This is a genomic window from Labrys sp. (in: a-proteobacteria) (genome assembly GCF_047605565.1).
GTDB lineage: Bacteria > Pseudomonadota > Alphaproteobacteria > Rhizobiales > Labraceae > Labrys > Labrys neptuniae.
Genome location: NZ_JASGFM010000003.1, coordinates 1 through 24,154, shown reverse-complemented (window position 1 = coordinate 24,154; position 24,154 = coordinate 1). Strand labels below are relative to the sequence as shown.

Genomic DNA, 24,154 nt, shown 5'->3' with positions numbered 1-24,154 from the left:
TCAAGGACTTGACTGTGCCTCGAAGAGCTATCGTAGGCGTAACGATACGTAAAGCCTCACCACCCCCGCGCCCTGATTGCCTCCGCCAGGCGGGAGACGTCGGGGCCGCTCGGGCGATCCTCTTCCAGGCGCTCGACATGGGCACGCACGAAATCGCGGATGCGCGCAGTCCCCTCTCCCAGCGCAACCGTACCGCGCAGGTCGATGCTCTGCGCCGCCACCACCATCTCGCAGGCCGCCAGCACCAGCACCCGCGACGCGCTTTCTCCGAGCTTGGTCACCGCCGCCGGCGCGTTGGCGGCATGGTCCTCGACACCGTCGGCGGCATGCAGCAAGGCCAGGGTCGCCGGCTGGGCCCGCGCCCGGATCTCGCCCTCCAGGGCACCGATCGCCTTCTGCAGCGTGGCGAAGCCGGTGCGGCTCTGCCCCATCGGGGTGAGGAAACGCGGCTGGTCGGAATAGACGGGCGACATCAGCTTCAAGGCGCGCTGGGCTGAGATCGTCGCCACATGGGAGAGCGCCTGCGAGAGCGCCTCGAAGCGCAGGGTAAAGCCGGTCATGTCGAAATTGCCGTTGGAAACCAGCTGCCCCTCGACGATCACCGGATTGTCGCCGGAATGGTTGAGTTCGAGCAGCACCATCGCCTCCGCCTCGGCAAAGGCGATGCGCGCGGCACCGTGCACCGGTGCGACACAACGGAAGGAGAGCGGATCCTGAACCCGCCGGCTCGCCTTGTTGTCGCCGAGCGGGCCGCCGGCCAGCAGGGCATAGATCGCGCGGGCTGCCTCGCGCTGGCCCGGGGCCGGACGGGCCGCGTTCACCGCCTCGGACAGGGGAGTGATATTGGCGCCGAAGGCTTCCATCGACAGGGCCGCGGCGCGGTCGAGCGTATCGAGCGCCAGGCGCGCTTCGGCGAGCGCCAGGGCGCCGCGGCCGGTGGAGGCCGCATTGGCCACCACCAGGGCATGCCCGTCCTTCGGTCCGATCGGCACCGGCTGCAGCCCGGCCCGCCGCAGCGCCTCGGCACCGGACAGGCGTTCGCCGCGATAGTCGGCTTCGCTTTCGCCGAGCAGTGCCAGGGCCATATGGGCAAGCGGTGCGAGATCGGCGGCGCCGATCGAACCGATCGTCGGCACGATGGGATGAAATCCGGCATTGAGGGCCGCGGCCAGCGCTTCCACGACCGTGAGCGACACGCCGGTCTGGCCGACGCTCATGCCGGCGATACGCGCCGCCATCATGGCCCTGACCTCGGCGACCGGCATTTCATCACCCACCCCGACCGCGCGGGCAAAGGCAACGCGGCGCTGGAAGGCGGCAAGATCGTCGGCGGAAAGCCGGGTGTCGACGCCCGCGCCAAGCCCGGTGGTCAGGCCATAGACCGGCTTGTTTTCGGCAATGGCCTGCTCGATCACCGAGCGCGCCGCACCGATGCGTTCGCGGGCGGCCGGCGACAGGATCACATGGCAACGCTCGCGGGCGATGGCGGTGAGCGCATCGATGGTCAGGGGCGCATCGCCGATCACCACAGTTCCGCCGGACATTTTCAGGGTTCCCTCATCACTGTCGGCCCGCGCCATCGTTTGCGTGACCTCGCACCGCCAATCGCATAGAAGGGGACGCATCTCCAAATAAATGTGCATGCCGCGAGGATGAGAATGAGCGCGCTGATCGAACTGTTCTTGTGCCGGAGCGACAATTTCGGCGTGCTGCTTCATGACGAGGCGACCGGACGCACCGCGGCCATCGACGCACCGGAGGCCGAAGCGATCGAAGCCGCCCTCGAACGACGTGGCTGGCGGCTGACCGACATCCTGGTCACCCATCATCACGCCGACCATGTCGAGGGCATCGAGGCGTTGAAGACCTCCTATGGCTGCCGGGTGGTCGCAGCGAAAGCCGATGCCCACCGCATCCCGGCCGTCGACGAAACCGTCGTGGAGGGCGGCACCGTCAATGTCGGCTCGCTCGTGGCCGAGATCATCGACACCCCGGGCCACACGGTGGGCCATATCGCCTACTGGTTCCGGGAGCAGAAGCTGCTGTTTGCCGCCGACACCCTGTTCTCGCTGGGCTGCGGCCGGCTGTTCGAGGGCTCGCCGGCCGACATGTGGCAGTCCCTGCTGAAATTGCGAGCCTTGCCCGACGATACGCAGCTCTATTGCGGGCATGAATACACGCTTGCCAATGCCCGCTTCGCCCTCACGGTCGATCCCGCCAACCAGGCTCTGGCCAGGCGCGCCGCCGAGGTCGAGGCCCAGCGCGGCGCCCACCGCTTCACCCTGCCGGTGCTGCTGGGCGCCGAAAAGCAGGAAAATCCGTTCCTGCGCGCCGACGATCCCGGCGTCGCCAAGGCCGTCGGGCTGGCCGGGGCCGATCCCGTCGCCGTGTTCACCGAACTGCGCGAGCGCAAGAACCGGTTCTGAATACCCTCTTCGACACAATGGAAATGATCATGAAGACCGCCGCCGAGATCATCGCCCTCCTCGACATGCAGCCCCACCCCGAGGGCGGCCACTATGTCCGCACGTTCGAAGACAGCGCCCTTCACGGCGACCGGTCGGCCTCGACCGCGATCTATTACCTGCTCCAGGCCGGCGAACGTTCGCATTGGCATCGGGTCGACGCCGCCGAGATCTGGCATTTCCATGCCGGCGCGCCGCTGGCCCTCGACCTCTCGGCGGATGGAATTGCCACCAAGCGCCTGATCCTCGGCACCGATTTCGCCGCAGGCCAACGGCCGCAGGGCGTGGTACCGACGGGCGTGTGGCAGGCGGCTCGCAGCCTCGGCGACTGGACTCTGGTGGGCTGTACGGTTGCCCCCGGCTTCCGCTTCGAAGGCTTCGAACTGGCGTTGCCTGATTGGGCGCCGGGACAGTGATCCTGCGACGCAATTTGCCATGTACGAACCTGATCTGGAAAGGCGCGGGCCTGCGCTCGGTCGCGGTTGGGCTGACCCTCATTGCCTGCTTCGCGATCCCTGGGGCAGCAGCACGGGCAGATAGAGCGAGGATCGCCCCTGCGCAGATCATGCAAATGCAGGAGATCTTGACCCGTGCCATGCGCCCCTGTGTGGCACCCGCGATCGGGCAATCCGGCACCCAATGGGCAACCGTGCGTATTTTCTTCAATCGCGACAGCACGCTTGCGCGACGACCTGAATTGGTTGCTGCCACAAGCGCCACGGTCGGGGCCAACGTCCTTCGCGCCGCCACGCGGTGTCTCGCGCGCAAGGATGCTCTTCGCTTTGACGAGCGATTCTACGACGCTTGGAAGATCATCGATCTGAAATGGACTCCGGGGACACTCTGACGTCGTCGGCGCCGCCCCCAATCCTTACACTTTCCTTACGCCCGGGCTCGATAATCGGAATCGAACCCTGACGCCCTTTGGTGGCAAACCACACCCATGCCCAATCGGGTTGGAGTTTGTCATGCTAGATCTTGCCTATATGGCGCTGGGGCTCGGTGGCCTGTTGCTGATGGTCCTTTATGCCCGCGTCCTCGACAGGCTGTGAGGCGCATCATGTTCGATCCCCTCCTCGGCCTCCTCGTGGCCGTCCTGCTCGGCGCCTATCTCGTCTTCACGCTGGTGCGCCCCGAACGCTTCTGAGTTCCACGGCTTCACCGCCCTCCCACGCCGGCTGCCCCCGCACCGGTGCGATGGCGCGTGACGGGGCGCGGGACCGGCTCATCGGGAAACGGTCCCGCTCCCTGCTCATTCTCGCTTTTTCGGGCTCCACGCCAATCCCCCAAGGGACGATCTCCCCTGAGGATCGGCGGGGCTCGCGTTGTTTTGGAGAATTTCCATGTCCTTGAACGGATGGCTTCAGATCATCCTTCTGTTCGCTCTGGTGCTCGTAGCGGTGAAGCCACTGGGTGCCTACATGGCCCGTGTCTTCACCGGTGAGAGAACCTTCCTCACGCCCGTGCTGGCCCCGGTCGAGAAGGGTTTCTACAAATTATCCGGTATCGATCCCGCCCGGGAACAGGGTTGGCTTGCCTATACGCTGGCCATGCTGTTCTTCAGTGCGGCGGGCTTTGCCTCGCTCTACGCGATCCTGCGGCTGCAGGCTTATCTGCCGCTCAATCCGCAGGGTTTCGGCAATGTGGCGCCGGATCTGGCTTTCAATACGGCGATAAGCTTCGTCACCAACACCAACTGGCAGAACTATGCCGGCGAAAGCACCATGAGCCATTTCAGCCAGATGGCCGGTCTTACCGTGCATAATTTCGTCTCGGCCGCCACCGGCATTGCCCTTGCCCTCGCCCTGACTCGCGCCTTCATGCGCTCGGGCGGCACGACTCTCGGCAATTTCTGGGTCGATCTCACCCGCTCTACTCTCTATGTGCTGCTGCCGATCGCCATCGTCGTGGCGCTGGCCTTCGTCGCCATGGGCATCCCGCAGACGCTGCAGGCCGGTGTCGACGCCACCACGCTGGAAGGCGCCAAGCAGACCATCGCCATGGGGCCGATGGCGAGCCAGGAGGCGATCAAGCAGCTCGGCACCAATGGTGGCGGCTTCTTCAACGTCAATTCGGCCCATCCTTTCGAAAACCCCACCGCACTGGCCAACTTCCTGTCGATCTTCTCGATGCTGTCGATATCGGCGGCCTTGGTCTACGCCTTCGGGCAGATGGTCGGCTCCCGCCGCCAGGGCTGGGCCCTGCTGTCGGCCATGGGCGTCCTTCTGATCGCCGGTGTGGCCGTGGTGTACTGGTCCGAAACGGCAGGCAATCCGATCCTGGCGCATCTCGGCCTCGACGGGGACCTCGGCAACATGGAAGGCAAGGAGATCCGCTTCGGCCAGGCCATGACCGCCGTCTTCGTGGCCGTCACCACGGGCTTGTCCTGCGGCGCCGTCAACGCCATGCATTCCTCGCTGACCCCGCTCGGCGGCCTCATTCCGATGTTCCTGATGCAGCTCGGCGAAGTCCTGCCCGGCGGCGTCGGCTCCGGCCTCTACGGCATGATCGTCTTCGCCATCCTTAGCGTGTTCATCGCCGGCCTGATGGTCGGCCGCACGCCGGAACTCCTCGGCAAGAAGATCGAGTCGCGCGAGATGAAATTCGCCGTGCTGGCGATCCTGATCCTGCCCACCGCGATCCTCGGCTTCACCGCGATCTCGGCCATGGCGCCCTTCGCCCTGTCGCAGCTCGGCAATGCCGGTCCGCACGGCCTCTCGGAACTGCTCTACGCCTATACGTCGACGACAGCCAACAATGGCTCGGCCTTCGGCAGCCTGTCGGCCAACACGCCCTGGTTCAATGCCACGCTCGGCATCGCCATGCTGCTCGGACGCTTTGCCTATGTCGTGCCGGTGATGGCGATTGCCGGCTCCCTGGCCGCCAAGACCAGGGTTCCCGCCTCGGCCGGCACGTTCCCCACCCACACGCCGTTGTTCGTCGGCCTTCTGGTCGGCGTCATCCTGATCGTCGGCGGCCTGCAATTTTTCCCCGCGCTCGCGCTGGGGCCGATCGTCGAGCACTTCGTCATGCTCGCCGGCAAGACTTTTTGAGGAATGGCTATCATGTCATCCAAACCAACCTTCCCCTCCATGTTCGACGCGGCCATCCTGCTGCCCGCCATCAAGGATGCCTTCGTCAAGCTCGACCCGAGACTCCTCGTCCGCAATCCGGTGATCTTCGTCACCGAGGTCGTGGCTGCCCTGGTCACCGTGCTCAGCTTGCGTGACGCCTTTACAGGCGCCGGCATCGGCTTCAGCGCGCAGATCGCTGCGTGGCTGTGGTTCACCGTACTGTTCGCCACCTTCGCCGAAGCCGTGGCCGAAGGGCGCGGCAAGGCGCAGGCCGAGAGCCTCAAGCGCACCAAGTCCGACCTCAAGGCCAAGCGCATGCCTTCGGCCGCGGCTGCCTTGGGAAACTTCCAGGTGATCGACGCCACCAAGCTCGTGGTCGGCGACATCGTCATCGTCGAAGCCGGTGACCTCATTCCCGGCGACGGCGAGGTGATCGAGGGCGTCGCCTCGGTGAACGAAAGCGCCATCACCGGTGAATCCGCCCCGGTGATCCGCGAATCCGGCGGCGATCGCTCCGCCGTCACCGGCGGCACGCAGGTGCTGTCGGACTGGATCAAGGTGCGCATCACCACCCAGCCCGGCTCCTCCTTCATCGATCGCATGATCGCGCTGGTCGAGGGCGCCGAGCGCCAGAAGACCCCCAACGAGATCGCCCTGTCGATCCTGCTGTCGGGCATGACGCTGATCTTCCTGATCGCCGTGGTCACGCTGTGGGGCCTTGCCGGCTATTCCGGCACGCTGCTCTCCATCACCGTGCTGGTAGCACTGTTGGTCACCCTCATCCCCACCACCATCGGCGGCCTGCTTTCGGCCATCGGCATCGCCGGCATGGATCGCCTGATCCGCTTCAACGTGGTGGCGACCTCCGGCCGCGCGGTCGAGGCCGCCGGCGACGTCGACACCCTGCTGCTCGACAAGACCGGTACCATCACCTTCGGCAACCGCATGGCGACCGAGTTCCTGCCGGTACCCGGCGTCAGCGAACAGGACCTGGCCGAGGCCGTGCTGCTGGCCAGCCTCGCCGACGAGACGCCCGAGGGGCGTTCCATTATCGCACTCGCCCAGGGCGAATATGGCCTGGCCCAGCCGGACCTGACCTGCAAGGCGATCACCACCATCGCCTTTGCCGCCCAGACCCGCCTGTCGGGCATCGACATCGACGGCCGCTCCATCCGCAAGGGCGCGGTCGATGCGATCGTGAAGTTCGCCGGCACCACGCTGGAGGCCGCCCCCGCAGCCTTTCGGCAGGCGGTCGAAAAGGTCGCCCGCACGGGCGGCACCCCGCTCGGCGTCACCGACGGCAGCCGCGTCCTCGGCGTCGTCCACCTCAAGGACGTGGTGAAGCCCGGCATCAAGGAGCGCTTCGCCGAACTGCGTTCGATGGGCATCCGCACCGTGATGGTGACGGGCGACAACCCGATCACCGCCGCCGCAATCGCCTCCGAGGCCGGCGTCGACGACTTCCTGGCCGAGGCGACACCGGAAGAAAAGCTCGCCTATATCCGCAAGGAACAGACGGGCGGCCGCTTGATCGCCATGTGCGGCGACGGCACCAACGACGCCCCGGCGCTGGCCCAGGCCGATGTCGGCGTCGCCATGCAGACCGGCACCCAGGCGGCGCGCGAAGCGGGCAACATGGTGGACCTGGACTCCAGCCCCACCAAGCTGATCGAGATCGTCGGCATCGGCAAGCAATTGCTGATGACGCGCGGCTCGCTCACCACCTTCTCGATCGCCAATGACGTCGCCAAATATTTCGCCATCATCCCGGCTTTGTTCATCGCGACCTATCCCGAACTCGGCGCCCTGAATGTCATGAACCTGGCCTCGCCCCAGTCGGCCATCCTCTCGGCGGTGATCTTCAACGCCCTGATCATCGTCGCCCTGATCCCGCTGGCCCTCAAGGGCGTCTCTTACCGGCCGGTCGGCGCGGCCGCGCTGCTCAGGCGCAACCTCCTGGTCTACGGTCTCGGCGGGCTGCTGGTGCCGTTCATCGGCATCAAGCTGATCGACCTCGTCATCGCCGCCCTGCACCTGGCGTGACGGCAACACACCCTCCCCTGGAGGGGGAGGGTCGACGCGTCAGCGTCGGGGTGGGGTGGCAGCGCAACGCCAGCCCACCGATGTGTTTCCCACCCCACCCCGGCCTTTGGCCGACCCTCCCCCTCCAGGGGAGGGTAGAACCTTCAACGCTCCAAGGGAGCAAGCCCATGTTGATCCATCTTCGCCCCGCCATCGTGATGATGGCCCTGTTCACCCTGTTGCTGGGTATTCTCTATCCGCTCGCCATCACCGGCATTGCGCAGGTCGCCCTCCCCGGCCAGGCCAATGGCAGCCTGATCACCAGCAATGGCACGGTGATCGGTTCGTCCCTGATCGGCCAGAACTTCGCCTCCGAGCGCTATTTCCAGGGCCGGCCCTCGGCAACCTCGGGCACCGATCCCAACGACGCCAGCAAGACCGTGGCGCAACCCTACAATGCGAGCAATTCGAGCGGCTCCAATCTCGGCCCGACCTCGAAGGCACTGGCCGACAGGGTCGCCGCCTCGGTCGAGGACCTGCGCAAGCAGGGCGTGACCGGCGCCGTTCCCGCCGATGCGGTGACGACTTCAGGCTCGGGCCTCGACCCCGACATCTCGCCGGCCGACGCCGCCCTGCAGATCCAGCGTGTCGCCAAGGCCCGCAACCTGCCGGAAGCCGACGTGAAGGCCCTGGTCGACAGCCAGACATCGGGCCGGCTCCTCGGCCTGATCGGCGAGCCGCGCGTCAATGTTCTCGCCCTGAACCTGGCGCTTGATGCTATGAAGCCGAAGTGACACGATTGCCGGACAAGCGCGGGCGCCTTCTCCACGAAGTGGGGAAGGTGGCCCGACGCAGTCGGGTCGGATGGGGTGCGGCCCGCTCATGCTCCCTATCAAGATGGCAAGAGCTAGCGGCCCACACCCCATCCGTCATTGCTCCGCAATGACACCTTCCCCACTTCGTGGAGAAGGCATCGGCGCCAGTCCTGGAAAGCAAGTTTGCCCGTAAGCCCCTCCGACAGACGTCCCGATCCCAATGCCCTGCTGAGCCTGGCGGGAGGGGAGGGGCGCGGCCGCCTCACCGTGTTTCTCGGCGCGGCGCCGGGGGTCGGCAAGACCTATGCCATGCTGTCGCGGGCACGGCGGGAGAAGCAGGCCGGCGTCGACGTCGTCGTCGGCATCGTCGAAACCCATGGCCGCAGCGAAACCGCCGCCCTGACGGACGGGCTCGAGCTGCTGGCGCGGCGCAGGGTCGATTATCGCGGCCGCCAGCTCGAGGAGTTCGATATCGACGCTGCGCTCGCCCGCCGGCCGCGCCTGATCATCGTCGACGAACTCGCCCACACCAATGCCACGGACAGCCGCCATCCCAAGCGCTACCAGGATGTCGAGGAACTGATCGGCGCGGGCATCGACGTATGGACGGCGCTCAACATCCAGCACCTGGAAAGCCTCACCGACGTCGTCTCGCGCATCACCGGCGTGACGGTGCGCGAAAGCGTGCCGGACAGCGTGATCAAGAAGGCGGACGAGGTCATCGTCGTCGACATCACGCCCACCGAATTGATCCAGCGCCTGGAGGACGGCAAGGTCTATCTGCCCGACAATGCGAGGCGCGCTGCCGACGGCTTCTTCAAGCCCGGCAATCTCACTGCCTTGCGCGAACTCGCCTTGCGTCGCACGACCGAGCGCGTCGACGACCAGATGCTGGCCTATCTGCGCCAGAACGCCATCGAAGGGCCCTGGGAAACGGCCGACAGACTGATCGTCTGCGTCGGGCCCGACATGTTTTCTCAGCAGGTGGTGCGGGCGGCCGGACGCCTGGCGACCGGGCTCAATGCCGATTGGCTGGCCGTGACGGTCGAGCGGCCCGGCCAGGAAATCGGCGGTGAGGCGCTTGCCGGCCTCGAGGCCAATCTGCGCCTCGCCGAGCGCCTGGGCGCGGAGGTCAGGCGGCTCAACGGCCATGACTATGTCGGCGAGATCCTCAGGCTCGCCAGCGCCGAAAACGTCACCCAGATCGTGCTCGGCAGCGGCAAGGCGAGCTGGTGGCAGCGCGTCACCGGGCGTTCTCTCGCCGACGACCTGCTGCACCGCTCCGGCGAGATCAACGTCACCGTCATCACCAACACCGGAACCGAGGCCCCGCCCCCACGGCGCTGGTGGCGCCGGCTTGCCCTGCAGCCCTCGCTCGCCGGCCTCGCCATGGCGGTGGGCTGCGTGGCGGCCGCCGTCGGCATCGGGGTCGGCCTCCGGCATTTCGTCTATCTGCCCAACGCTTCCATGCTCTTCCTCATGGCGGTGCTCGCCAGTGCCCTCACGGTCGGGCGCTGGAGTGCCATCACGGCGGCGGTGTTGTCCTTCTTCGCCTATAATTTCTTCTTCATCCCGCCGCTCTACAACTTCACCATCGCCGAGCCGCACGAGGTCTTCGCCCTGGCGGTGTTCCTGATCGTGGCGGTGGTGGCGGGCGACCTTGCCGGCCGGGTACGCGAGCGGGCAGAGGGCGAAGGGCGGCGCGCCGCCAACATCATGTCGCTCTACGAGTTCTCCCGAAAGCTCTCGGGCATCACCAGCCTGGACGACGTGCTCTGGGCCGCCGTCGCCCATGCGCAGGCGACGCTGCACGGACGGGTGGTCATCGCCGTGCCCCAGGAGGACGAACTCACCGTCACGGCCGCCTGGCCACCGGACATCAACCTCGATTCAACCGACATGACGGCGTTGCGCTGGGCCTTCGAGAAGAAGGAGATCGCCGGTCGGGGCACCGGCACCTTGCCCAACATCGCCTTCGAGTTCAGGCCGATCCTGACCCCGAATGGCGCCGTCGGGGTGCTCGGCCTGGCGCAGCCTGAGGGGGCCGAGCCACTTTCCCCGGCCGAGGAGCGTATTCTGGTCGCCATTCTCGACCAGACCGCCATCGCCATCGACAGGGCCAAGCTCGCCAAGGAGAATGTGCGCACCGCCGCGCTCGAGGAAAGCGAGAAGCTGCGCAGCGCCCTGCTCTCCTCGCTCTCGCACGATCTGCGCACGCCCTTGGCTTCCATTACAGGGGCCGTCACCACGCTGCGCCAGCTCGGCACCAAGATGAACGAGGAAAGCCGCGACGACCTGCTCGCCTCCATCGAGGAGGAAGCAGCCAGGCTGAGCCGCTTCGTCGCCAATCTCCTCGACATGAGCCGCCTGGAGGCCGGCGCCCTCAATGCACGACGCGACCTCCTCGATGTCGCCGACGTCGTCCGCGGCGCGGTGGAGCGCGCGCGAAAAGCCTTTCCGACCCGCCTGGTCGAGACCAGCCTGGCAACCGACCTGCCGCTGGTGCGCGGTGACCAGGCGTTGCTCGGCCAGGTCCTGTTCAACCTGCTCGACAATGCCCACAAATATGGCGGGGAGGATTCCTCGACCGCCGTGTTCGCCCGGCGCGAGGACAACGAAGTGGTGGTTACCATCACCGACCAGGGCAAGGGCATTCCGCCGGCCGATCTGGAAAAGATCTTCGACAAATTCTATCGGCGGGGCAAGGTCGACGGCCGGGCACCAGGCACCGGCCTCGGGCTCTCGATCAGCCGCGGCTTCATCGAGGCCATGGGCGGCACCATCACAGCCGAGAGCCCGGCCGTGCGCAAGCGCGGCACCCGCATTGTCATCCGCCTGCCAGCCGAGGCATGATGAAGACATTGGGGGGCGGGTCTTCGGACCCGCCTGACGACGCGCATCGAAAAAGCGAGTCCGAAAATCCGCACCCCGTGAATGAGAGTTCCCTCCCCTATGCACATCCTGGTTGTCGACGACGAGCCGCAGATCCAGCGCTTCCTCAAACCGGCGTTGATCGCCGCCGGCTATGAGGTGACGCCGGCCGTCAACGGCACCGACGCCATGCGCCTGATCGCCACCACCGCGCCGGATCTCGTCATTCTCGACCTTGGCCTGCCCGACATGGACGGCAAGGACATCATCACCAAGGTGCGGGAATGGTCGAAAGTACCCGTAATCGTCTTGTCGGCCCGGGATCGGGAGAGCGAGAAGATCGCCGCGCTCGACCTCGGTGCCGACGATTACGTCGAAAAGCCCTTCGGTATCGGCGAATTGATCGCCCGCATCCGCACCGCCCTGCGCCATCGGGCCCATGAGGAGGGCAATGCCACCCGCTTCGAGAGCGACGGCCTGGTGATCGATACGCTGAAGCGGCTGGTGAGCCGGGACGGCGAGGCCATCCGCGTCACGCCCAAGGAATATGACCTGCTCGCCATGCTGGCGCGTCATGCCGGCCGCGTCGTCACCCACCGCCAGTTGCTGACCTCGGTGTGGGGCACGGCGCATGCCGAGGACCTGCATTACCTGCGCGTCTTCATCGGCCAGCTCAGGGCCAAGATCGAGCGCGACCCGGCCAATCCCCGCATCATCCAGACAGAAGCCGGCATCGGCTATCGCCTGAAGGACGAGGAGTGAGCGCGGGGGCCGGTCTTCGGGCCGGCCAAAGAATAAGTACTTTGTTTGATCAGTAACGCAGCCCCTCACCCTTACCCTCTCCCCGTAAGAACAGGGCGAGGGGAACTTCGACGACTCGTTTTTGCCGACACGGTCTCATCTCGCCCAACCGTCGGGCGAGATGAGTGTCTGTCTCGAAGACAAGTCGAGACGCTTGCGTCCCCCTCGCCCCGTTCTTACGGGGAGAGGGTAAGGGTGAGGGGCTACGAAATAAGGGAAGAAAGAGCACCTCCTTCTCAAGGCGTCCTTTGCCGGAAAAGCCGCGGGTCCAGCCCGGTCCGAGGGCCGGCTCCCAATGCCCTCACATTACCAGCTTCAGCGCCAGCCCGCACATGGTCATGCCGATCAGCCCGTCCAGCACCCGCCAGGCGCCGGGCCGGGCGAAAAGCGGGCGCAGCAGGCGCGCGCCATAGCCGAGCGAGAAGAAGAACAGGAAGGAGGCGGTGACCGCACCGGCACCGAAGGCGAGCTTGGCCCCCTGATATTGCGTGGAGATCGAGCCGAGCAGCACCACCGTGTCGAGATAGACATGCGGGTTGAGCCAGGTGAAGGCGAGGCAGGTGGCGAGCGCCCGGCCAAGTCCAAGCCCCGTACCCTCGGCCGGATCGAGCCCGCCATGATCGGCAAGCGCCGAGCGGAAGCTGCGGAGACCGTACAGGATGAGGAAGGCGGCGCCGCCATAGCGCATCACCGGTTCGATCCAGGGCACGGCTACGCCGACAGCCTGGAAGCCGGCAACGCCGACGCTGATCAGCACGGCATCCGACAGGGCGCAGACGAGGCAGACCCAGAACACATGCTCGCGCCTGAGGCCCTGCCGCAGCACGAAGGCGTTCTGCGCGCCGATCGCCACGATCAGGCTGAGGCCGAGCAGAAATCCGGATATGAGCGCGTTGGTCATGGTCTCCCCCATCACGGGCTGTCCCGATCCGACCCACTGGTCGCGGCGGCGTTTGACTACACGCACCGATGAAATTAGAGAATTTAATTAATCTATCTCTAGATTAGGAAAATTAATCCGATGCTGGATTACGCCCTGCTGGAAGCCCTGGCCGCCGTGGTGCGTAGCGGCTCCTTCGACAAGGCGGCGCAGGAGATCGGGGTGACGCCCTCGGCGATTTCGCAGCGGGTCAAGCTCCTGGAAGAGCGCCTCGGCACCGGCCTGGTCGTCAGGGGCCAACCCTGCACGGCGACATCGGCCGGCAGGCGGCTGTGCCGCCATGCCGAGGAAGTCGGCCTGATGGAGCATGCGCTGCGCAGCGAACTTGGCGGCCTGATGCCGTCGGGGGCTGCCCCTACCGTGCGTATCGCCGTCAATGCCGACAGCCTGGCAACCTGGTTCCTCCCTGCCCTGTCGGGGCTGGAGGGGCGCCTGTTCGATCTGGTGCTCGACGATGAGAGCAACACCGCCGAATGGCTGCGACGCGGCGAGGTCAGCGCGGCAGTCGCCATGGCACCGGGCCCCTTCCAGGGCTGCGGCAGCCGCGCATTGGGCGTGCAGACCTATGTCGCCACGGCCAGTCCCGCCTTCGTCAGGCGCTGGTTTCCCGACGGTCTCAGCGAGGAGGCTCTGCGGCAGGCCCCCTGCCTCACCTTCGATATCAAGGACGCCTTGCAGGACCGCTGGCTGGTCGAGACCTTTGGCCGGCCCATAAGCCGGCCCAGCCACTGGATCCCCTCCTCGCGCGGCTTCGTCGACGCTGCCCTGGCCGGGCTCGGCTGGGGCATGAACCCGCTGTCGCTGGTGTCTCCCTATCTCGACGAGGGGTCTCTCGTCACCATACATCCCGGCTCGCGTCTGCTGGTGCCGCTCTACTGGCATTGGAGCCGGGCCGTGGAAAAGGGCCTCCAGGACATCACCGCCTCCATCCTGCGTACGGCGCGGGCGAGGCTGGAACAGGCATAATGGTGCCATGGCCTCTGGACAGGACGGAGTTTGCCACTACCATTGTCGGACAAATCAGAATCCAACCTTCAGGACGTCAGGGACGGAAATCCATGCAACTCCCCATCATGCCCGGCAATGCCGCGCCCCGCCGGCTCGGCAAGACCTCCGTCATGCTCACGCCCGTCGGCCTCGGCGGCGGCCCGATGGGGGACATGTTCGAGAACCTCGACGAGGACAAGGTTCGCGCCACCTTCAGGGGCGCCTGGGACGCCGGCATCCGCTATTTCGACACTTCGCCCTGGTATGGCCGCGGCCTCAGCGAACTGCGCTTCGGCGAGGCGCTGCGGCAGAGGCCGCGCTCGGACTTCATCCTCTCCACCAAGATCGGGCGCACCTTCCACCGACCCAAGGACGTCGATACTTTCAAGGGACCGTTCTGGTATGGCGGCCTCTCCTTCCAGGAGCGTTTCGACTACACCTATGACGGCGTGATGCGCGCCTATGAGCAGAGCCAGATGCGGCTCGGCATCAACCGTATCGACCTCCTGCTCATCCATGACCTCGACGTTCCGCATGTCGGCTCGGCCGACCTCGTCGCCCAGCATTTCCTCGACCTGGAGCGCTCGGGCTGGCGGGCGCTCGAAATGCTCAAGCACTACGGCGAGATCCAGGGCATCGGCGCCGGCGTCAACGTGCTCGGCACCATTCCCGAAATGCTCAAGCGCTTCGACCTCGATTTCTTCCTGGTCGCCATGCCCTACACGCTGATCGACCAGGGCCCGCTCGACCTCGAATTCCCGCTCTGCCAGGAGCGCGGCGTCGGCGTGGTGATCGGCTCGCCCTTCGCCTCCGGCATTCTCGCCACCGGTGCCGGCGTGCCCACGCCCTATTATCGCTACACCCCGGCCGCCCCGGAGATCATCGAGAAGGTGCGCAAGATCGAGGCCGTCTGCGCTGCCCACAAGGTGCCGCTCAAGGCGGCAGCCTTCCAGTTCGTGCTGCGCCACCCGATCGTGGCGAGCGTGATCTCGGGCGCCGTTACGCCGGAACAGGCGGCCGAGAATGTCAGCCTGCTGGGTGTCGCCATTCCCGACGCCTTCTGGAGCGATCTGCGCCAGCAGGGGCTGATCGATGCGAGGGCGCCATAGGGTCGCCCTCAGCCGGCAGGATCCTTGCGATGCGCCTCGGCCAATGCGTCGAGGCTGTGGAAGTGAAAATCCGGCTCCGGCACGCCTTCCACCACCAAGGTGGCACCGCCCTGCTTGCCGGCGCGGCGGTCGATCCAGGCTCGCGCCAGGCCGATACGGGCCGCCGGCATATGATCATGGTGCAGGCTCTGGGCGGTGTGCAGGACATCGGCCGGCTCGAGACCGAACTGCAGCGACAGATGCTCGAGCAGGTAGCTGAAATTGCGCGGGTCCGGCTTGTAGGAACCGACATCCTCGGCGGTGTAGACCGCATCGAAAAGGCCACCGAGCTTGGTATTGCTGGCCGCGAAGCTGCGGCGATCGACATTGGAGAGCACGACCAGCCGGTAGTGGCGCTTGAGATAGGAGAGCGCCCCCGCCGAATCCGGAAAGGCAGGCCAGTCCGGCACGGAGGCGCCGAAACGCTCATGCAGGTCGGCATGGGCGGCAATGCCCCAATCCTGCGCCAGCCGCGCATGGGTGACTGAAAGCAGGGACGAATAGAGCAGCGAAGGCGTCTGGAGCTCCTGCTCGGTCTCGCGGCGGGCGAAGGCAGCGAGCGCCTCCTCGCGGCCGATCACCCGCCCGCCGGCACTGAGCAGGGGCTGGAGCGCATTCCAGATGCCGGTTTCCCAGTCGATCAGCGTGCCATAGCAATCGAAGGTCAAGACCTTGAAGTCCGCCAGTTCCGGCATTGGTTCCTCCTCGAAAATCCCTGAATTCAGCAGACGCCGTGACGCCCATGCCGCAAACGCAAGGAGGGCGGTGTCGCCACCGCCCTCCCTGTCCTTTTGGTTGTCACGAAACCAGTTCGCTGTCCCAGTAGAGATAGTCGACCCAGCTTTCGTGCAGATAGTTGTGCGGATAATGCCGGCTCGCCTCCAGGAGTTCCCAGGGCGAAGGCCGCGCCGGCTGGCGCAAGGGCTTCATGTCCATGCGGTCGGCCTTGCGGGCATTGCAGTCGCCGCAGGCCGCGACGATGTTCTCCCACGAGGTCGCCCCGCCCTTGGAGCGGGGAACCACATGCTCGAACTGCAGATCGCGGGCCTGGAAACCATCGCCGCAATATTGGCAGGTGAAGCCGTCGCGCAAGAACAGGTTGAAACGGGTGAACGGCACCATGCGCTCCACCTTCTGGTAGTCGCGCAAGGCAACCACCGAGGGCAGACGCATCGTCGTCGACGGGCTGCGCACCACGGCATCATATTCCGCCACCACGCTCACGCGGTCGAGAAACACGGCCCTCAGCGCATCCTGCCACGACAGCAGCGACAGCGGAAAATACCGCAAGGGTCTGAAATCGGCATTCAATATCAAAGCAGGGTGGGACGACATGACTACCTCAACGCTCGACTCCTGGAGTTAACACTGGTTGGAGGAATGGATGACCGGTCGCCCGGCCGGCTTCTGGTGCTTCTGGTTTTCGCTGTCTGACTCCCGCCAGCCCCGTTGGCTGGTCTAGCTGGACAGTTGTCCGGCAACGAAAAGACGGAATGATGACAGCACGATGATGTGCACGCGGTCACGCACTGGCATGCGGAGCATGCCGACTGTCCGGATTGTCTGGAGTGTGTCGCGGGCGTACATACCCTCCTGCCATCAAGGCGGAGGGGACTGCCCTGCCGCCGGTTCAGATTCTCGTGTGATCCTGCGCCAGTCGGGCGACGATCATACGGTTCGCATTCGACAGGTCGCGGCCGGCACCTTTGCATTGGCTGCGGGTAGCCACGCCCATGCCCGGCATGCAAGCCGGCAGGGAGGAGGCGTCATCCGCAAACGCAAAGATGTCGAAATGGGTCGGCAACGGCATGTCCGGCTCTTGAAGGAAGAGGCCCATCCCCTTCCCGATGACTAGGCTTATGCCGCCCGAAAACGACAAAAATCAAGCGAGAAAGCACCATCACTGCGCAAAAACAGCAAAAATTTCGGAAGAATCGAGCTCTTTTCCAAGGAGAGCGATCCAAATGGATAATATCTTATATCCCTGGATAAGATATTGGGAACATCCGGCAGTAGCGCATCCGGCCTGCCAAGCGACCTGTGTCTCGCGCAGCGCGATTCAGCTATGCGAAACTATATGTTGCCTCTCCCTACTTTTGCCATTTCGTCAGAACAAAAGCGTGCCTATAACCAATCAAGCGTCATGACCGGCGTCGAGTCGGCCACCATTTTGGCCCGCCCCTCGGGACGGGCCTTGTCATGAATTGCCTGCTCCAATGTCCGAAGTGACCGCTGGCCTGATGCCCCGGATGGCACGGCCCAATTTCAGAACCACCGCGCTGATCATTGCCAGCGCCATGTTCATGGAACAGCTCGACGCCACCATCCTGGCGACAGCCCTGCCGACCATGGCCAAATCCTTCGACGTCTCGCCTGCGCATATGAGCATCGCTCTGACGTCCTATCTGCTCAGCCTGGCCGTGCTGATTCCCGCCAGTGGCAAGATCGCCGACCGCTATGGCGCCCGCAGCGTGTTTTCCATCGCCATCGCGGTGTTCATGCTGGGCTCGATCCTGTGCGCCTGGGCGCCGACTCTGCCCGTCCTGGTCGCCGCGCGGCTCCTGCAGGGCGCGGGCGGGGCGATGATGGTGCCGGTCGGCCGCCTGGTACTGCTGCGCACCGTCGACAAGTCGGACCTCGTCTCCGCCATGGGATGGCTGCTGGTGCCGGCGCTGATCGGCCCGATCCTCGGCCCGCCGGTCGGCGGTTTCATCGTCACCTTCCTCGACTGGCGCTGGATCTTCTACATCAACATCCCGATCGGCCTGCTCGGCCTGGTGCTGACCCAGATTTTCATTCCCAACATGAAGGAAGACAAGCGCGAGCCCTTCGACATGAAGGGATTCGTGCTCTCCGGCATTTCGCTCGCCTGCCTGCTGTTCGGCTTCGAAATGACCAGCCGCGGCAGCGCCGAGGAGGCGCCGCTCGCCATCGCCCTCCTGGTGATCGGCCTGGTCAGTGGTGCGATCTATGTCGTCCATGCTCGCAAGCCGCGCGACTTCGCCCCGATCCTCGACCTCAGCCTGATGCGGGTGCGCACCTTTCGCATCTCGCTGGTCGCCGGCTCGCTTTCGCGCATCACCCAGGGCGCCCAGCCTTTCCTGCTGCCGCTGATGATGCAGATCGGCTTCGGCATGTCGGCGGCGGAAAGCGGCCTGCTCACCCTTGCCACCGCCTGCGGCTCGATGCTGATGAAGGCGGCGGCCAAGCCGATCCTCAAGCGCTTCGGCTTCCGCACCACGCTGATCTGGAACAGCATCTTTTCCAGCCTGCTCTATGCAGCCTGTGCCCTGTTCCGCCCCGACTGGCCGCATTGGGCCATCTTCGCCGTGCTGCTGGTCTGCGGTTTCTCGATGTCGCTGCAGTTCACCGCCTACAACACCGTCTGCTACGACGACATTCCGCCAACCCGCACCTCCTCGGCCAACAGCTTCTACACCACCTTCCAGCAGTTGATGCTATCGTTCGGCATCTGCGCCGGCGCCCTCGCTCTGACCGGCTCGAAGCTGGTCCTGGGCCATGAGCACGCTACGCTGACGGATTTCTCGATGGCCTTCCTGTTCGTCACCGCGATCTCCCTGCTGGCTTCGCCGGTGAACGCCAAGCTGCCTTACAATGCGGGGGCCTCGATGAGCGGCCACCGCAAGCGGCACGAGGCCGAACAGGCGACGTGAGACGTCAGGCCGCCGGGCTTTCGCGCCGGTAAGGCTCGAGGGCGTTGAGGCCCAGGAGTTCCGTCAGCCTGGCACCGTCGCTGACGCGCCTAAACCAGCCGGGGGCCATCCAGGGCGCATCGCCGTCGACATTGGGGGCGCCGCGTCCGGCCGCGACATCCTCGATCCACAGCGTCCTCGTCTCCAGCGAAATGCGCGTGAAGTCGGTGCTGTTGGGCACGCCGGCATGGGCATGCGCGCTGGAGAAGGCGATCACCTCGCCTGGCTCGACCACCACCGGTTCGACGGCCCCGACATCCACGGCCCCGCTCAGATGCGGAATGGCATCGTCGGCATCGACGGCATGGCGGCCGGCGATCTTGGCGCGGGCCAGCACGGCCTCCAAATCGAAGGAGGCGCTGGTATTGGGCACCGCCCGGGTCCACAGATCCGGATAGATCGCGAAGGTGCGCCCGGCCGTGATCGGATAGATCGGCGCCCACCAATTGGTCTGGGCATACAGATTGGAGCCCCAGGTGTCGCGGTGAAAGGCGATGGTGGCGGTGCTGCGAGCCCTCGGCAGGTTCGCTTCGGGCGCCTGGTGAGGCTGGAAGCGGAGATGCAGCCGGTCACGCGCGAGCTTCTCCGGATCGAGCCCGAGCACCGCGAAAACCTCGCTCCACAGGCGCTTGACTTCCGCCGATTGGACGAACGCCTTCTGCAGCCGGGAAAACTCCTCGACCTGCCGGTCGTGAGACAGATGACGATGAATCTCCGGCGGCTGGTGCGGAAGGAAGGCCTCTTCCAGCAGGTCTCGGGTGAAGGCTACCAATGCCTGCATCGGCGAGAGCCCGCCAAAGCGAGCGATCTCGCCGGCATAGATCCGGTCATGGAAACCGCGCGGCGACACCGGAACGGCGAAGGACGAATACATGAGGCGAGCCCCGCTGTTTCAGGTATCGAACCCAAGACCGGCGCAACCCAGCGCTCGGTCACGAATGCGTTTGCACCGGAAGAAGCGTCATTCTGGCCCATTGCGACCGGGTGAGGCAATCGGGCCCGTCAGCTCTGTCGGGCCAGGCGCGGCTGCTCGTGCGGGGCTTCGTCCTGCAGCACCAGGCGCCCCTCCTCCGCCTTGTTGATGTACTGGCTCGCCACCAATACGCCCTTGATCGGACGCAGGATGGGAATGCAGGAGAGCAGCAGGAAGGGCAATGTGGTGACGAAATGCACCCAGAGCGGCGGCTCGAAGCTCAGTTCCATCCACATGCCGAAGCCGGTGGCCGGAAAGGCCATGGTCATCATCACGAAGAAGGCCGGGCCGTCAGCCGGGTCGGCAAAGGAGTAATCGAGCCCGCAGGCATTGCATTTGGGAGCAAGCGTCAGGAAGCCGTTGAAGAGCTTGCCGTGTCCGCAGCGCGGGCAACGGCCACGCATACCGCAGCGCCAGATCGATTGAGAGGCTGCCGATTGTTCTTCCATCGAAGGGCTCCTTCGTTCCGGCAGAATGTATGGATTGAATTTCCATACAAATGTGACTATCCTGCCATCAAGAATCAAGGGATCGACCTGGAATCGAAGAATTTTGCGATTTTCTGGGTCAATCAACACACGCTTTGTATTATTGTAGGCATACAAATGCAAGACAATTCGCCTGCGGCATTCTGGCTCCCCGCCGAACTGGCCCGCGATGCACCCAAATATCTCGCCATCGCCCAGGCGCTGTCGGCCGACATCCGCTCCGGACGCCTGGCAGCGGGCGTGCAATTGCCGCCCCAGCGCCAGCTCGCCAAGGCACTCGGCGTCGACCTCACCACGGTGACGCGAGCGTTCAACGAGGTCCGGCGCGCCGGGCTGGTGGAGGGCAACACCAAACGCGGCACCATCGTCAGCCCCTCCCGGACCGTGCCTGCCCGGATCATCGTCGACGAGCACCGCCCGGCCGAGGCGACGGCCCTGATCGATCTGAGCATGAACATGCCGCCCCAGCCGGCCGAAGCCGGCCTGCGCGAGGCGATCGCCGAAGGCATCGCCACCGTCCTTGCCTCCCCCCATGCGTTGGCGCGGCTGCATTACCAGGACAATGCCGGCATTCCCGGCGACCGTGCAGCCGGCGCCCGTTTCCTGGCGCCCCGCCTCGGTCCGGTGGCGCCGGAGCGGCTGGTCGTGACTTCGGGTTCGCAAGCGGCTCTCTTCGCCGTGGTTTCGGCCCTGCTCGAACCGGGATCGGTGCTGGCGGCGCCCGAAGTTACCTATCCCGGTCTGCGTTCGGTGGCCGCTCGCTGCGGCGTGAGGCTAGCGGCGGTGCGCACCGACCAGAACGGCCTCCTGCCGGACGATTTCGAAGCGCTCTGCCGTGCCAACCGGCCGAAAGCGCTCTATTGCGTGCCGACGCTCGACAACCCGACCACCGCGACCTTGCCCGCCGAGCGGCGGCAGGCCTTGGTCGCCATCGCCCGCAGGTACGATGTCGCCTTCATCGAGGACGATGCCTATGGCGCGCTGCCCGAACACGCGCCGGCCCCGCTTGCAGCCCTTGCCCCCGAACGAAGCTGGCACGTCGCCACGTTGTCCAAATGCGCGACGCCCGCCCTGAGGTTGGCCTATGTCGCCACGCCGGGCCAGGCCGAGGCGCTCGAAATCACGGCCCAGACCCGGATCATCAATCTGATGGCGCCCCCGTTGATGTCCGGCCTGGCGACCGCCTGGATCAAGGACGGCACCATGGCCCGCCTGACGTCCGCCATCCGGCGCGAGAACCATGCACGCCAGGCCATCGCCGCGACGGCGCTGAATGGCTTCACCTATCGCGCGGCCGCGGATGCGCACCATCTCTGGCTGAGCTTGCCGCCGGCCTGGGTCGGGGCCGATCTCAGCGCCGTCGCCCGCAAAGCCGGGCTCGCCCTGGTCGGCAGCGCTGCCTTCGCAGTCGGCGCCCCGCCGCCGGCGTTGCGCATCTCGCTCGGTGCGGCACCGAGCCACGACGCCCTGCGCCAAGGCCTCAACACGCTGGCAGCCCTGCTTTCGGTACCACCGGAGGGCGTGCCGGGAATCGTCTGACCGAGGGCGTGTTAGAACGAAGAGACACATCCATGCGGAGTGTCAGCCTCCGGCTGACATCGTAGAAACGAAGCATGCGCCGATCGGCGAGATGTCAGCCCCGCTCCATCATCGGATAGAGCCGTGAGGCTGATACTTCCATGCTCTCCACATCCAACCAACCGCGCAATTACGCGAACGGGACAATCCGGGCCCGTGCGTAAAGGGTTTGGTTACCAAGATTGGGCAAAGATTTGCGCGTCGGTCGGCGGATCGACGGCGCTGGGCGTTCCCCCTCGCAACCACCCGCAAACAGTACCCACCCCTAGAGCAAAGCGCGTTCAGGCGTGAACGCTTTTTTGCTCTAGCTCTTTGGTTCGACGCGTCTTGGGGTCCTCGCGCCGCAAGGCCGCCTGGCCACCCGGAAGCGAGTAGCATGACCCACGCCCGTTCCACCGGCAGCTATGTCCGAAGCCGCAGGCCTCGCCGGAACACCACCGGCTGGATGGCGCTTGCGGGCCTGTGCTTCGGGGCTGCTGCCGCGACCTGGACGGCGGTCGCACTGGTAGCGCCTTCGATGGTCTCCGCTTCCAAGCCTTCCCATCTGCATCTGCGCGCCGAGGATCCCTTTGCGCCCAAGGCCCTGGTACAGGCGAGCGTGCTCCGGCCAGCGCCACTGCCGGTGGAACATGAGGTTGCCGCCGCCGCACCCAAACCGGCAACCGACAACACCGGTCCCGAAATCGCGCAGGGTGTGCGCCTGCCAGCCGCAGACGGCCGCGTTCACCCGTCTGCCCCCATGCTCGCCAGCCTGATGGCCTTTGCCCCTGATGACGACGGCACGCATGAGGCCCTCCCCGTCATCCGTTCCGTGCAGACGGTCGCGGCCTTGCCCTCGCCGCCGGCGGAAGCGGCGGCCCCGGATGTCGTCGCCACCGGCAGCGTGCCTGATACCGCAGCCGAAGCCCTACCCCTGCCGCCGATCCGCCCCCTCGACGGCGGCCAGATCGCCGAGGGTCAAATCGGCGCTGGCCTGGCCGAGAACGATCCGGCCGATCTGGTCCCGCTGCCGCCCACCCGGCCGGCCATCCCCCTGACGGCCCTCGCCTCCATCGACCCGGATGAGGCACGCCCCCTCGACCGGCCCGCCATCGAGCCTCCGCTGTCGCGCCCGATGGCCGGCAATCGCACCGCCATCTACGATATCTCCGCCCGCACGGTCTATCTGCCCAGTGGCGAGCGTCTCGAAGCCCATTCCGGCCTCGGCCCCTATCTCGACGATCCCGGCTCGGTGCATGTGAAGAACCGGGGCGCCACGCCGCCGCAGACCTATGACCTCAAGCCGCGCGAAGCCCTGTTCCATGGCGTTGCCGCCCTGCGCATGATCCCTGCCAACGGATCGGGCACCGTGCTCGGACGCGACGGCCTGCTGGCGCATACCTACATGCTCGGGCCGCGCGGCGATTCGAATGGCTGCGTCTCCTTCAAGGACTATGCCCGCTTCCTGCGCGCCTATCGCAATGGCGAGGTCAACAGGCTGGTGGTCGTCACCGGGAACGGCAAGGCGAGCAACCAGATCGCCTCGCGCAACAAGAGCCGCTGGTGGTTTGCGTCCGGGCGCTGAGCCTGCCGAAGCCTTTTGCTACGGAAGGCAAGCGTCGATCGCGAAGCGACTTCGAACCAAAGCACGCAGATAAGGAAGCGTTTGCGCCCGAACGCTTTTGCTTTCATTACTCACCTTTTGGTCATCCTGGATCTGCACCGCATCGCTGCATGCTGCAGTGCGTCCGGGATGGCTCTCGTGAGTAAGCACTTTTTGCTTTAGGATCACAGCCTGTCATTCAATCTGGCAGATCCGGCTCGCACCTTGGCTGCACCGGCCGAGTAGCCGCATCGTATTGATGCCGGCACCGCAATATTCGCAGCCCCTGCCCACCGCGCTACACAGGCATTATCACATCTGGCGCGGAAGTCCTTCCGATCGGGAGCCACTTCCAAGGGCTTCTATCCTGATGGATCATAGCTGCAATCAATAGAGCTAAATCAATTCTTCGAGTGCATGCTGGCCAAGGGAGACCGGAACGCTGCACTCTCTCGCCTCAGGCCCTTGAACGCGCCGCGGCACGCTACTCGCTAGGTCATGTCTGCTTGCCTTTGCCTGCGCCCCCGCGCGGACGATGAGCAGCAGGCCAAGTACCCGTTTTGCATGCGGGCCATCCCCCGCATAGGCCGACCGGCCATCGTGGCGTCGCCCCGCGCTCGTCTGGTCCGGGAATTGCATTCGAACAAGAACGCGTGAAGGAGGAAACCGGCTTGAGTTCCACATCGATCGGCACGGC

At 65.6% G+C, this 24,154-nt stretch carries 21 protein-coding genes; 14 read left to right on the top strand and 7 right to left on the bottom strand.

The window, feature by feature from the left end:
• Positions 1-56 precede the first annotated feature (56 nt).
• Positions 57-1,544 carry an HAL/PAL/TAL family ammonia-lyase gene (locus QM672_RS03935; RefSeq protein WP_415080760.1) on the bottom strand — a complete coding sequence of 496 codons (1,488 nt, stop codon included), beginning with the start codon at positions 1,542-1,544 and terminating at the stop codon, positions 57-59.
• A 114-nt stretch (positions 1,545-1,658) separates the two neighbouring features.
• On the opposite strand from QM672_RS03935, the gene gloB reads away from it, so the two are divergent.
• The 9 genes from gloB to QM672_RS03890 all read left to right on the top strand — a co-directional run bounded on the left by gloB (position 1,659) and on the right by QM672_RS03890 (position 12,009).
• Positions 1,659-2,426, top strand: a complete 768-nt coding sequence (gene gloB, locus QM672_RS03930; RefSeq protein WP_367624865.1) for a hydroxyacylglutathione hydrolase — start codon at positions 1,659-1,661, stop codon at positions 2,424-2,426.
• A 29-nt stretch (positions 2,427-2,455) separates the two neighbouring features.
• Positions 2,456-2,881, top strand: a complete 426-nt coding sequence (locus QM672_RS03925) for a cupin domain-containing protein (RefSeq protein ID WP_311937452.1) — start codon at positions 2,456-2,458, stop codon at positions 2,879-2,881.
• Complete coding sequence (locus QM672_RS03920) at positions 2,878-3,312, top strand: hypothetical protein (RefSeq protein WP_415080758.1); 435 nt, start codon at positions 2,878-2,880, stop codon at positions 3,310-3,312. Before QM672_RS03925 ends, QM672_RS03920 begins: the two co-directional genes overlap by 4 nt.
• A gap of 201 nt (positions 3,313-3,513) precedes the next feature.
• Positions 3,514-3,612 carry a K(+)-transporting ATPase subunit F gene (gene kdpF, locus QM672_RS03915; protein WP_195826137.1) on the top strand — a complete coding sequence of 33 codons (99 nt, stop codon included), beginning with the start codon at positions 3,514-3,516 and terminating at the stop codon, positions 3,610-3,612.
• A 196-nt stretch (positions 3,613-3,808) separates the two neighbouring features.
• Positions 3,809-5,518 carry a potassium-transporting ATPase subunit KdpA gene (gene kdpA, locus QM672_RS03910; protein WP_415080755.1) on the top strand — a complete coding sequence of 570 codons (1,710 nt, stop codon included), beginning with the start codon at positions 3,809-3,811 and terminating at the stop codon, positions 5,516-5,518.
• A gap of 12 nt (positions 5,519-5,530) precedes the next feature.
• Entirely contained in the window at positions 5,531-7,582 is a 2,052-nt protein-coding gene (gene kdpB, locus QM672_RS03905; protein ID WP_415080753.1) for a potassium-transporting ATPase subunit KdpB, read from the top strand.
• A gap of 167 nt (positions 7,583-7,749) precedes the next feature.
• Entirely contained in the window at positions 7,750-8,355 is a 606-nt protein-coding gene (kdpC, locus tag QM672_RS03900) for a potassium-transporting ATPase subunit KdpC (protein WP_311937467.1), read from the top strand.
• Between the two features lie 204 nt (positions 8,356-8,559).
• Positions 8,560-11,229: a DUF4118 domain-containing protein gene (locus tag QM672_RS03895; RefSeq protein ID WP_415080751.1), complete on the top strand. Its 2,670-nt coding sequence runs from the start codon at positions 8,560-8,562 to the stop codon at positions 11,227-11,229.
• A gap of 99 nt (positions 11,230-11,328) precedes the next feature.
• Positions 11,329-12,009: a response regulator gene (locus QM672_RS03890; RefSeq protein ID WP_394314213.1), complete on the top strand. Its 681-nt coding sequence runs from the start codon at positions 11,329-11,331 to the stop codon at positions 12,007-12,009.
• Between the two features lie 340 nt (positions 12,010-12,349).
• On the opposite strand, the gene QM672_RS03885 is transcribed toward QM672_RS03890, so the two are convergent.
• Positions 12,350-12,961, bottom strand: a complete 612-nt coding sequence (locus QM672_RS03885; protein WP_415081131.1) for a LysE/ArgO family amino acid transporter — start codon at positions 12,959-12,961, stop codon at positions 12,350-12,352.
• A 108-nt stretch (positions 12,962-13,069) separates the two neighbouring features.
• Here QM672_RS03885 and QM672_RS03880 point away from each other — a divergent pair, with 108 nt between their 5' ends.
• Positions 13,070-13,954: a LysR family transcriptional regulator ArgP gene (locus QM672_RS03880; protein ID WP_311944259.1), complete on the top strand. Its 885-nt coding sequence runs from the start codon at positions 13,070-13,072 to the stop codon at positions 13,952-13,954.
• 92 nt (positions 13,955-14,046) lie between these two features.
• The gene (locus QM672_RS03875; protein ID WP_311944258.1) at positions 14,047-15,084 is read left to right on the top strand and encodes an aldo/keto reductase; all 1,038 of its coding nucleotides are present in this window, start codon (positions 14,047-14,049) and stop codon (positions 15,082-15,084) included.
• Between the two features lie 8 nt (positions 15,085-15,092).
• Here QM672_RS03875 and QM672_RS03870 read toward each other — a convergent pair whose 3' ends face one another.
• From QM672_RS03870 to QM672_RS03860, 3 genes are all read right to left on the bottom strand, one after another.
• The gene (locus tag QM672_RS03870; RefSeq protein ID WP_311944256.1) at positions 15,093-15,818 is read right to left on the bottom strand and encodes a haloacid dehalogenase type II; all 726 of its coding nucleotides are present in this window, start codon (positions 15,816-15,818) and stop codon (positions 15,093-15,095) included.
• A 103-nt stretch (positions 15,819-15,921) separates the two neighbouring features.
• Complete coding sequence (locus QM672_RS03865; RefSeq protein WP_311944254.1) at positions 15,922-16,458, bottom strand: HNH endonuclease; 537 nt, start codon at positions 16,456-16,458, stop codon at positions 15,922-15,924.
• Positions 16,459-16,753: 295 nt separating this feature from the next.
• Positions 16,754-16,933: a hypothetical protein gene (locus tag QM672_RS03860; RefSeq protein WP_394315617.1), complete on the bottom strand. Its 180-nt coding sequence runs from the start codon at positions 16,931-16,933 to the stop codon at positions 16,754-16,756.
• A gap of 406 nt (positions 16,934-17,339) precedes the next feature.
• Between QM672_RS03860 and QM672_RS03855 the strand changes: the two genes are divergently transcribed.
• Positions 17,340-18,797: a DHA2 family efflux MFS transporter permease subunit gene (locus QM672_RS03855; RefSeq protein ID WP_311944252.1), complete on the top strand. Its 1,458-nt coding sequence runs from the start codon at positions 17,340-17,342 to the stop codon at positions 18,795-18,797.
• Between the two features lie 4 nt (positions 18,798-18,801).
• On the opposite strand, the gene QM672_RS03850 is transcribed toward QM672_RS03855, so the two are convergent.
• Together QM672_RS03850 and QM672_RS03845 are read right to left on the bottom strand one after the other, a co-directional pair.
• Positions 18,802-19,710: a hypothetical protein gene (locus QM672_RS03850; protein WP_415080746.1), complete on the bottom strand. Its 909-nt coding sequence runs from the start codon at positions 19,708-19,710 to the stop codon at positions 18,802-18,804.
• Between the two features lie 128 nt (positions 19,711-19,838).
• A complete protein-coding gene (locus QM672_RS03845; RefSeq protein ID WP_394315621.1) occupies positions 19,839-20,258 on the bottom strand; it encodes a DUF983 domain-containing protein in 420 nt (139 codons plus the stop codon).
• A 156-nt stretch (positions 20,259-20,414) separates the two neighbouring features.
• Between QM672_RS03845 and QM672_RS03840 the strand changes: the two genes are divergently transcribed.
• Entirely contained in the window at positions 20,415-21,836 is a 1,422-nt protein-coding gene (locus QM672_RS03840; protein WP_415080744.1) for a PLP-dependent aminotransferase family protein, read from the top strand.
• A gap of 415 nt (positions 21,837-22,251) precedes the next feature.
• The gene (locus tag QM672_RS03835) at positions 22,252-23,439 is read left to right on the top strand and encodes a DUF2778 domain-containing protein (RefSeq protein WP_415080742.1); all 1,188 of its coding nucleotides are present in this window, start codon (positions 22,252-22,254) and stop codon (positions 23,437-23,439) included.
• Positions 23,440-24,154 lie beyond the last annotated feature (715 nt).

Coding starts and splice junctions, on each gene's coding strand:
- QM672_RS03890 (WP_394314213.1), top strand. CDS start 11,329: ATGCACATCCTGGTTGTCGACGACGAGCCGCAGATCCAGCGCTTCCTC.
- gloB (WP_367624865.1), top strand. CDS start 1,659: ATGAGCGCGCTGATCGAACTGTTCTTGTGCCGGAGCGACAATTTCGGC.
- kdpC (WP_311937467.1), top strand. CDS start 7,750: ATGTTGATCCATCTTCGCCCCGCCATCGTGATGATGGCCCTGTTCACC.
- QM672_RS03880 (WP_311944259.1), top strand. CDS start 13,070: ATGCTGGATTACGCCCTGCTGGAAGCCCTGGCCGCCGTGGTGCGTAGC.
- QM672_RS03870 (WP_311944256.1), bottom strand. CDS start 15,818: ATGCCGGAACTGGCGGACTTCAAGGTCTTGACCTTCGATTGCTATGGC.
- QM672_RS03865 (WP_311944254.1), bottom strand. CDS start 16,458: ATGTCGTCCCACCCTGCTTTGATATTGAATGCCGATTTCAGACCCTTG.
- QM672_RS03860 (WP_394315617.1), bottom strand. CDS start 16,933: ATGCCGTTGCCGACCCATTTCGACATCTTTGCGTTTGCGGATGACGCC.
- QM672_RS03845 (WP_394315621.1), bottom strand. CDS start 20,258: ATGGAAGAACAATCGGCAGCCTCTCAATCGATCTGGCGCTGCGGTATG.
- QM672_RS03935 (WP_415080760.1), bottom strand. CDS start 1,544: ATGTCCGGCGGAACTGTGGTGATCGGCGATGCGCCCCTGACCATCGAT.
- QM672_RS03835 (WP_415080742.1), top strand. CDS start 22,252: ATGACCCACGCCCGTTCCACCGGCAGCTATGTCCGAAGCCGCAGGCCT.
- QM672_RS03855 (WP_311944252.1), top strand. CDS start 17,340: ATGTCCGAAGTGACCGCTGGCCTGATGCCCCGGATGGCACGGCCCAAT.
- QM672_RS03925 (WP_311937452.1), top strand. CDS start 2,456: ATGAAGACCGCCGCCGAGATCATCGCCCTCCTCGACATGCAGCCCCAC.
- kdpA (WP_415080755.1), top strand. CDS start 3,809: ATGTCCTTGAACGGATGGCTTCAGATCATCCTTCTGTTCGCTCTGGTG.
- QM672_RS03875 (WP_311944258.1), top strand. CDS start 14,047: ATGCAACTCCCCATCATGCCCGGCAATGCCGCGCCCCGCCGGCTCGGC.
- QM672_RS03885 (WP_415081131.1), bottom strand. CDS start 12,961: ATGGGGGAGACCATGACCAACGCGCTCATATCCGGATTTCTGCTCGGC.
- QM672_RS03840 (WP_415080744.1), top strand. CDS start 20,415: ATGCAAGACAATTCGCCTGCGGCATTCTGGCTCCCCGCCGAACTGGCC.
- kdpB (WP_415080753.1), top strand. CDS start 5,531: ATGTCATCCAAACCAACCTTCCCCTCCATGTTCGACGCGGCCATCCTG.
- QM672_RS03850 (WP_415080746.1), bottom strand. CDS start 19,710: ATGTATTCGTCCTTCGCCGTTCCGGTGTCGCCGCGCGGTTTCCATGAC.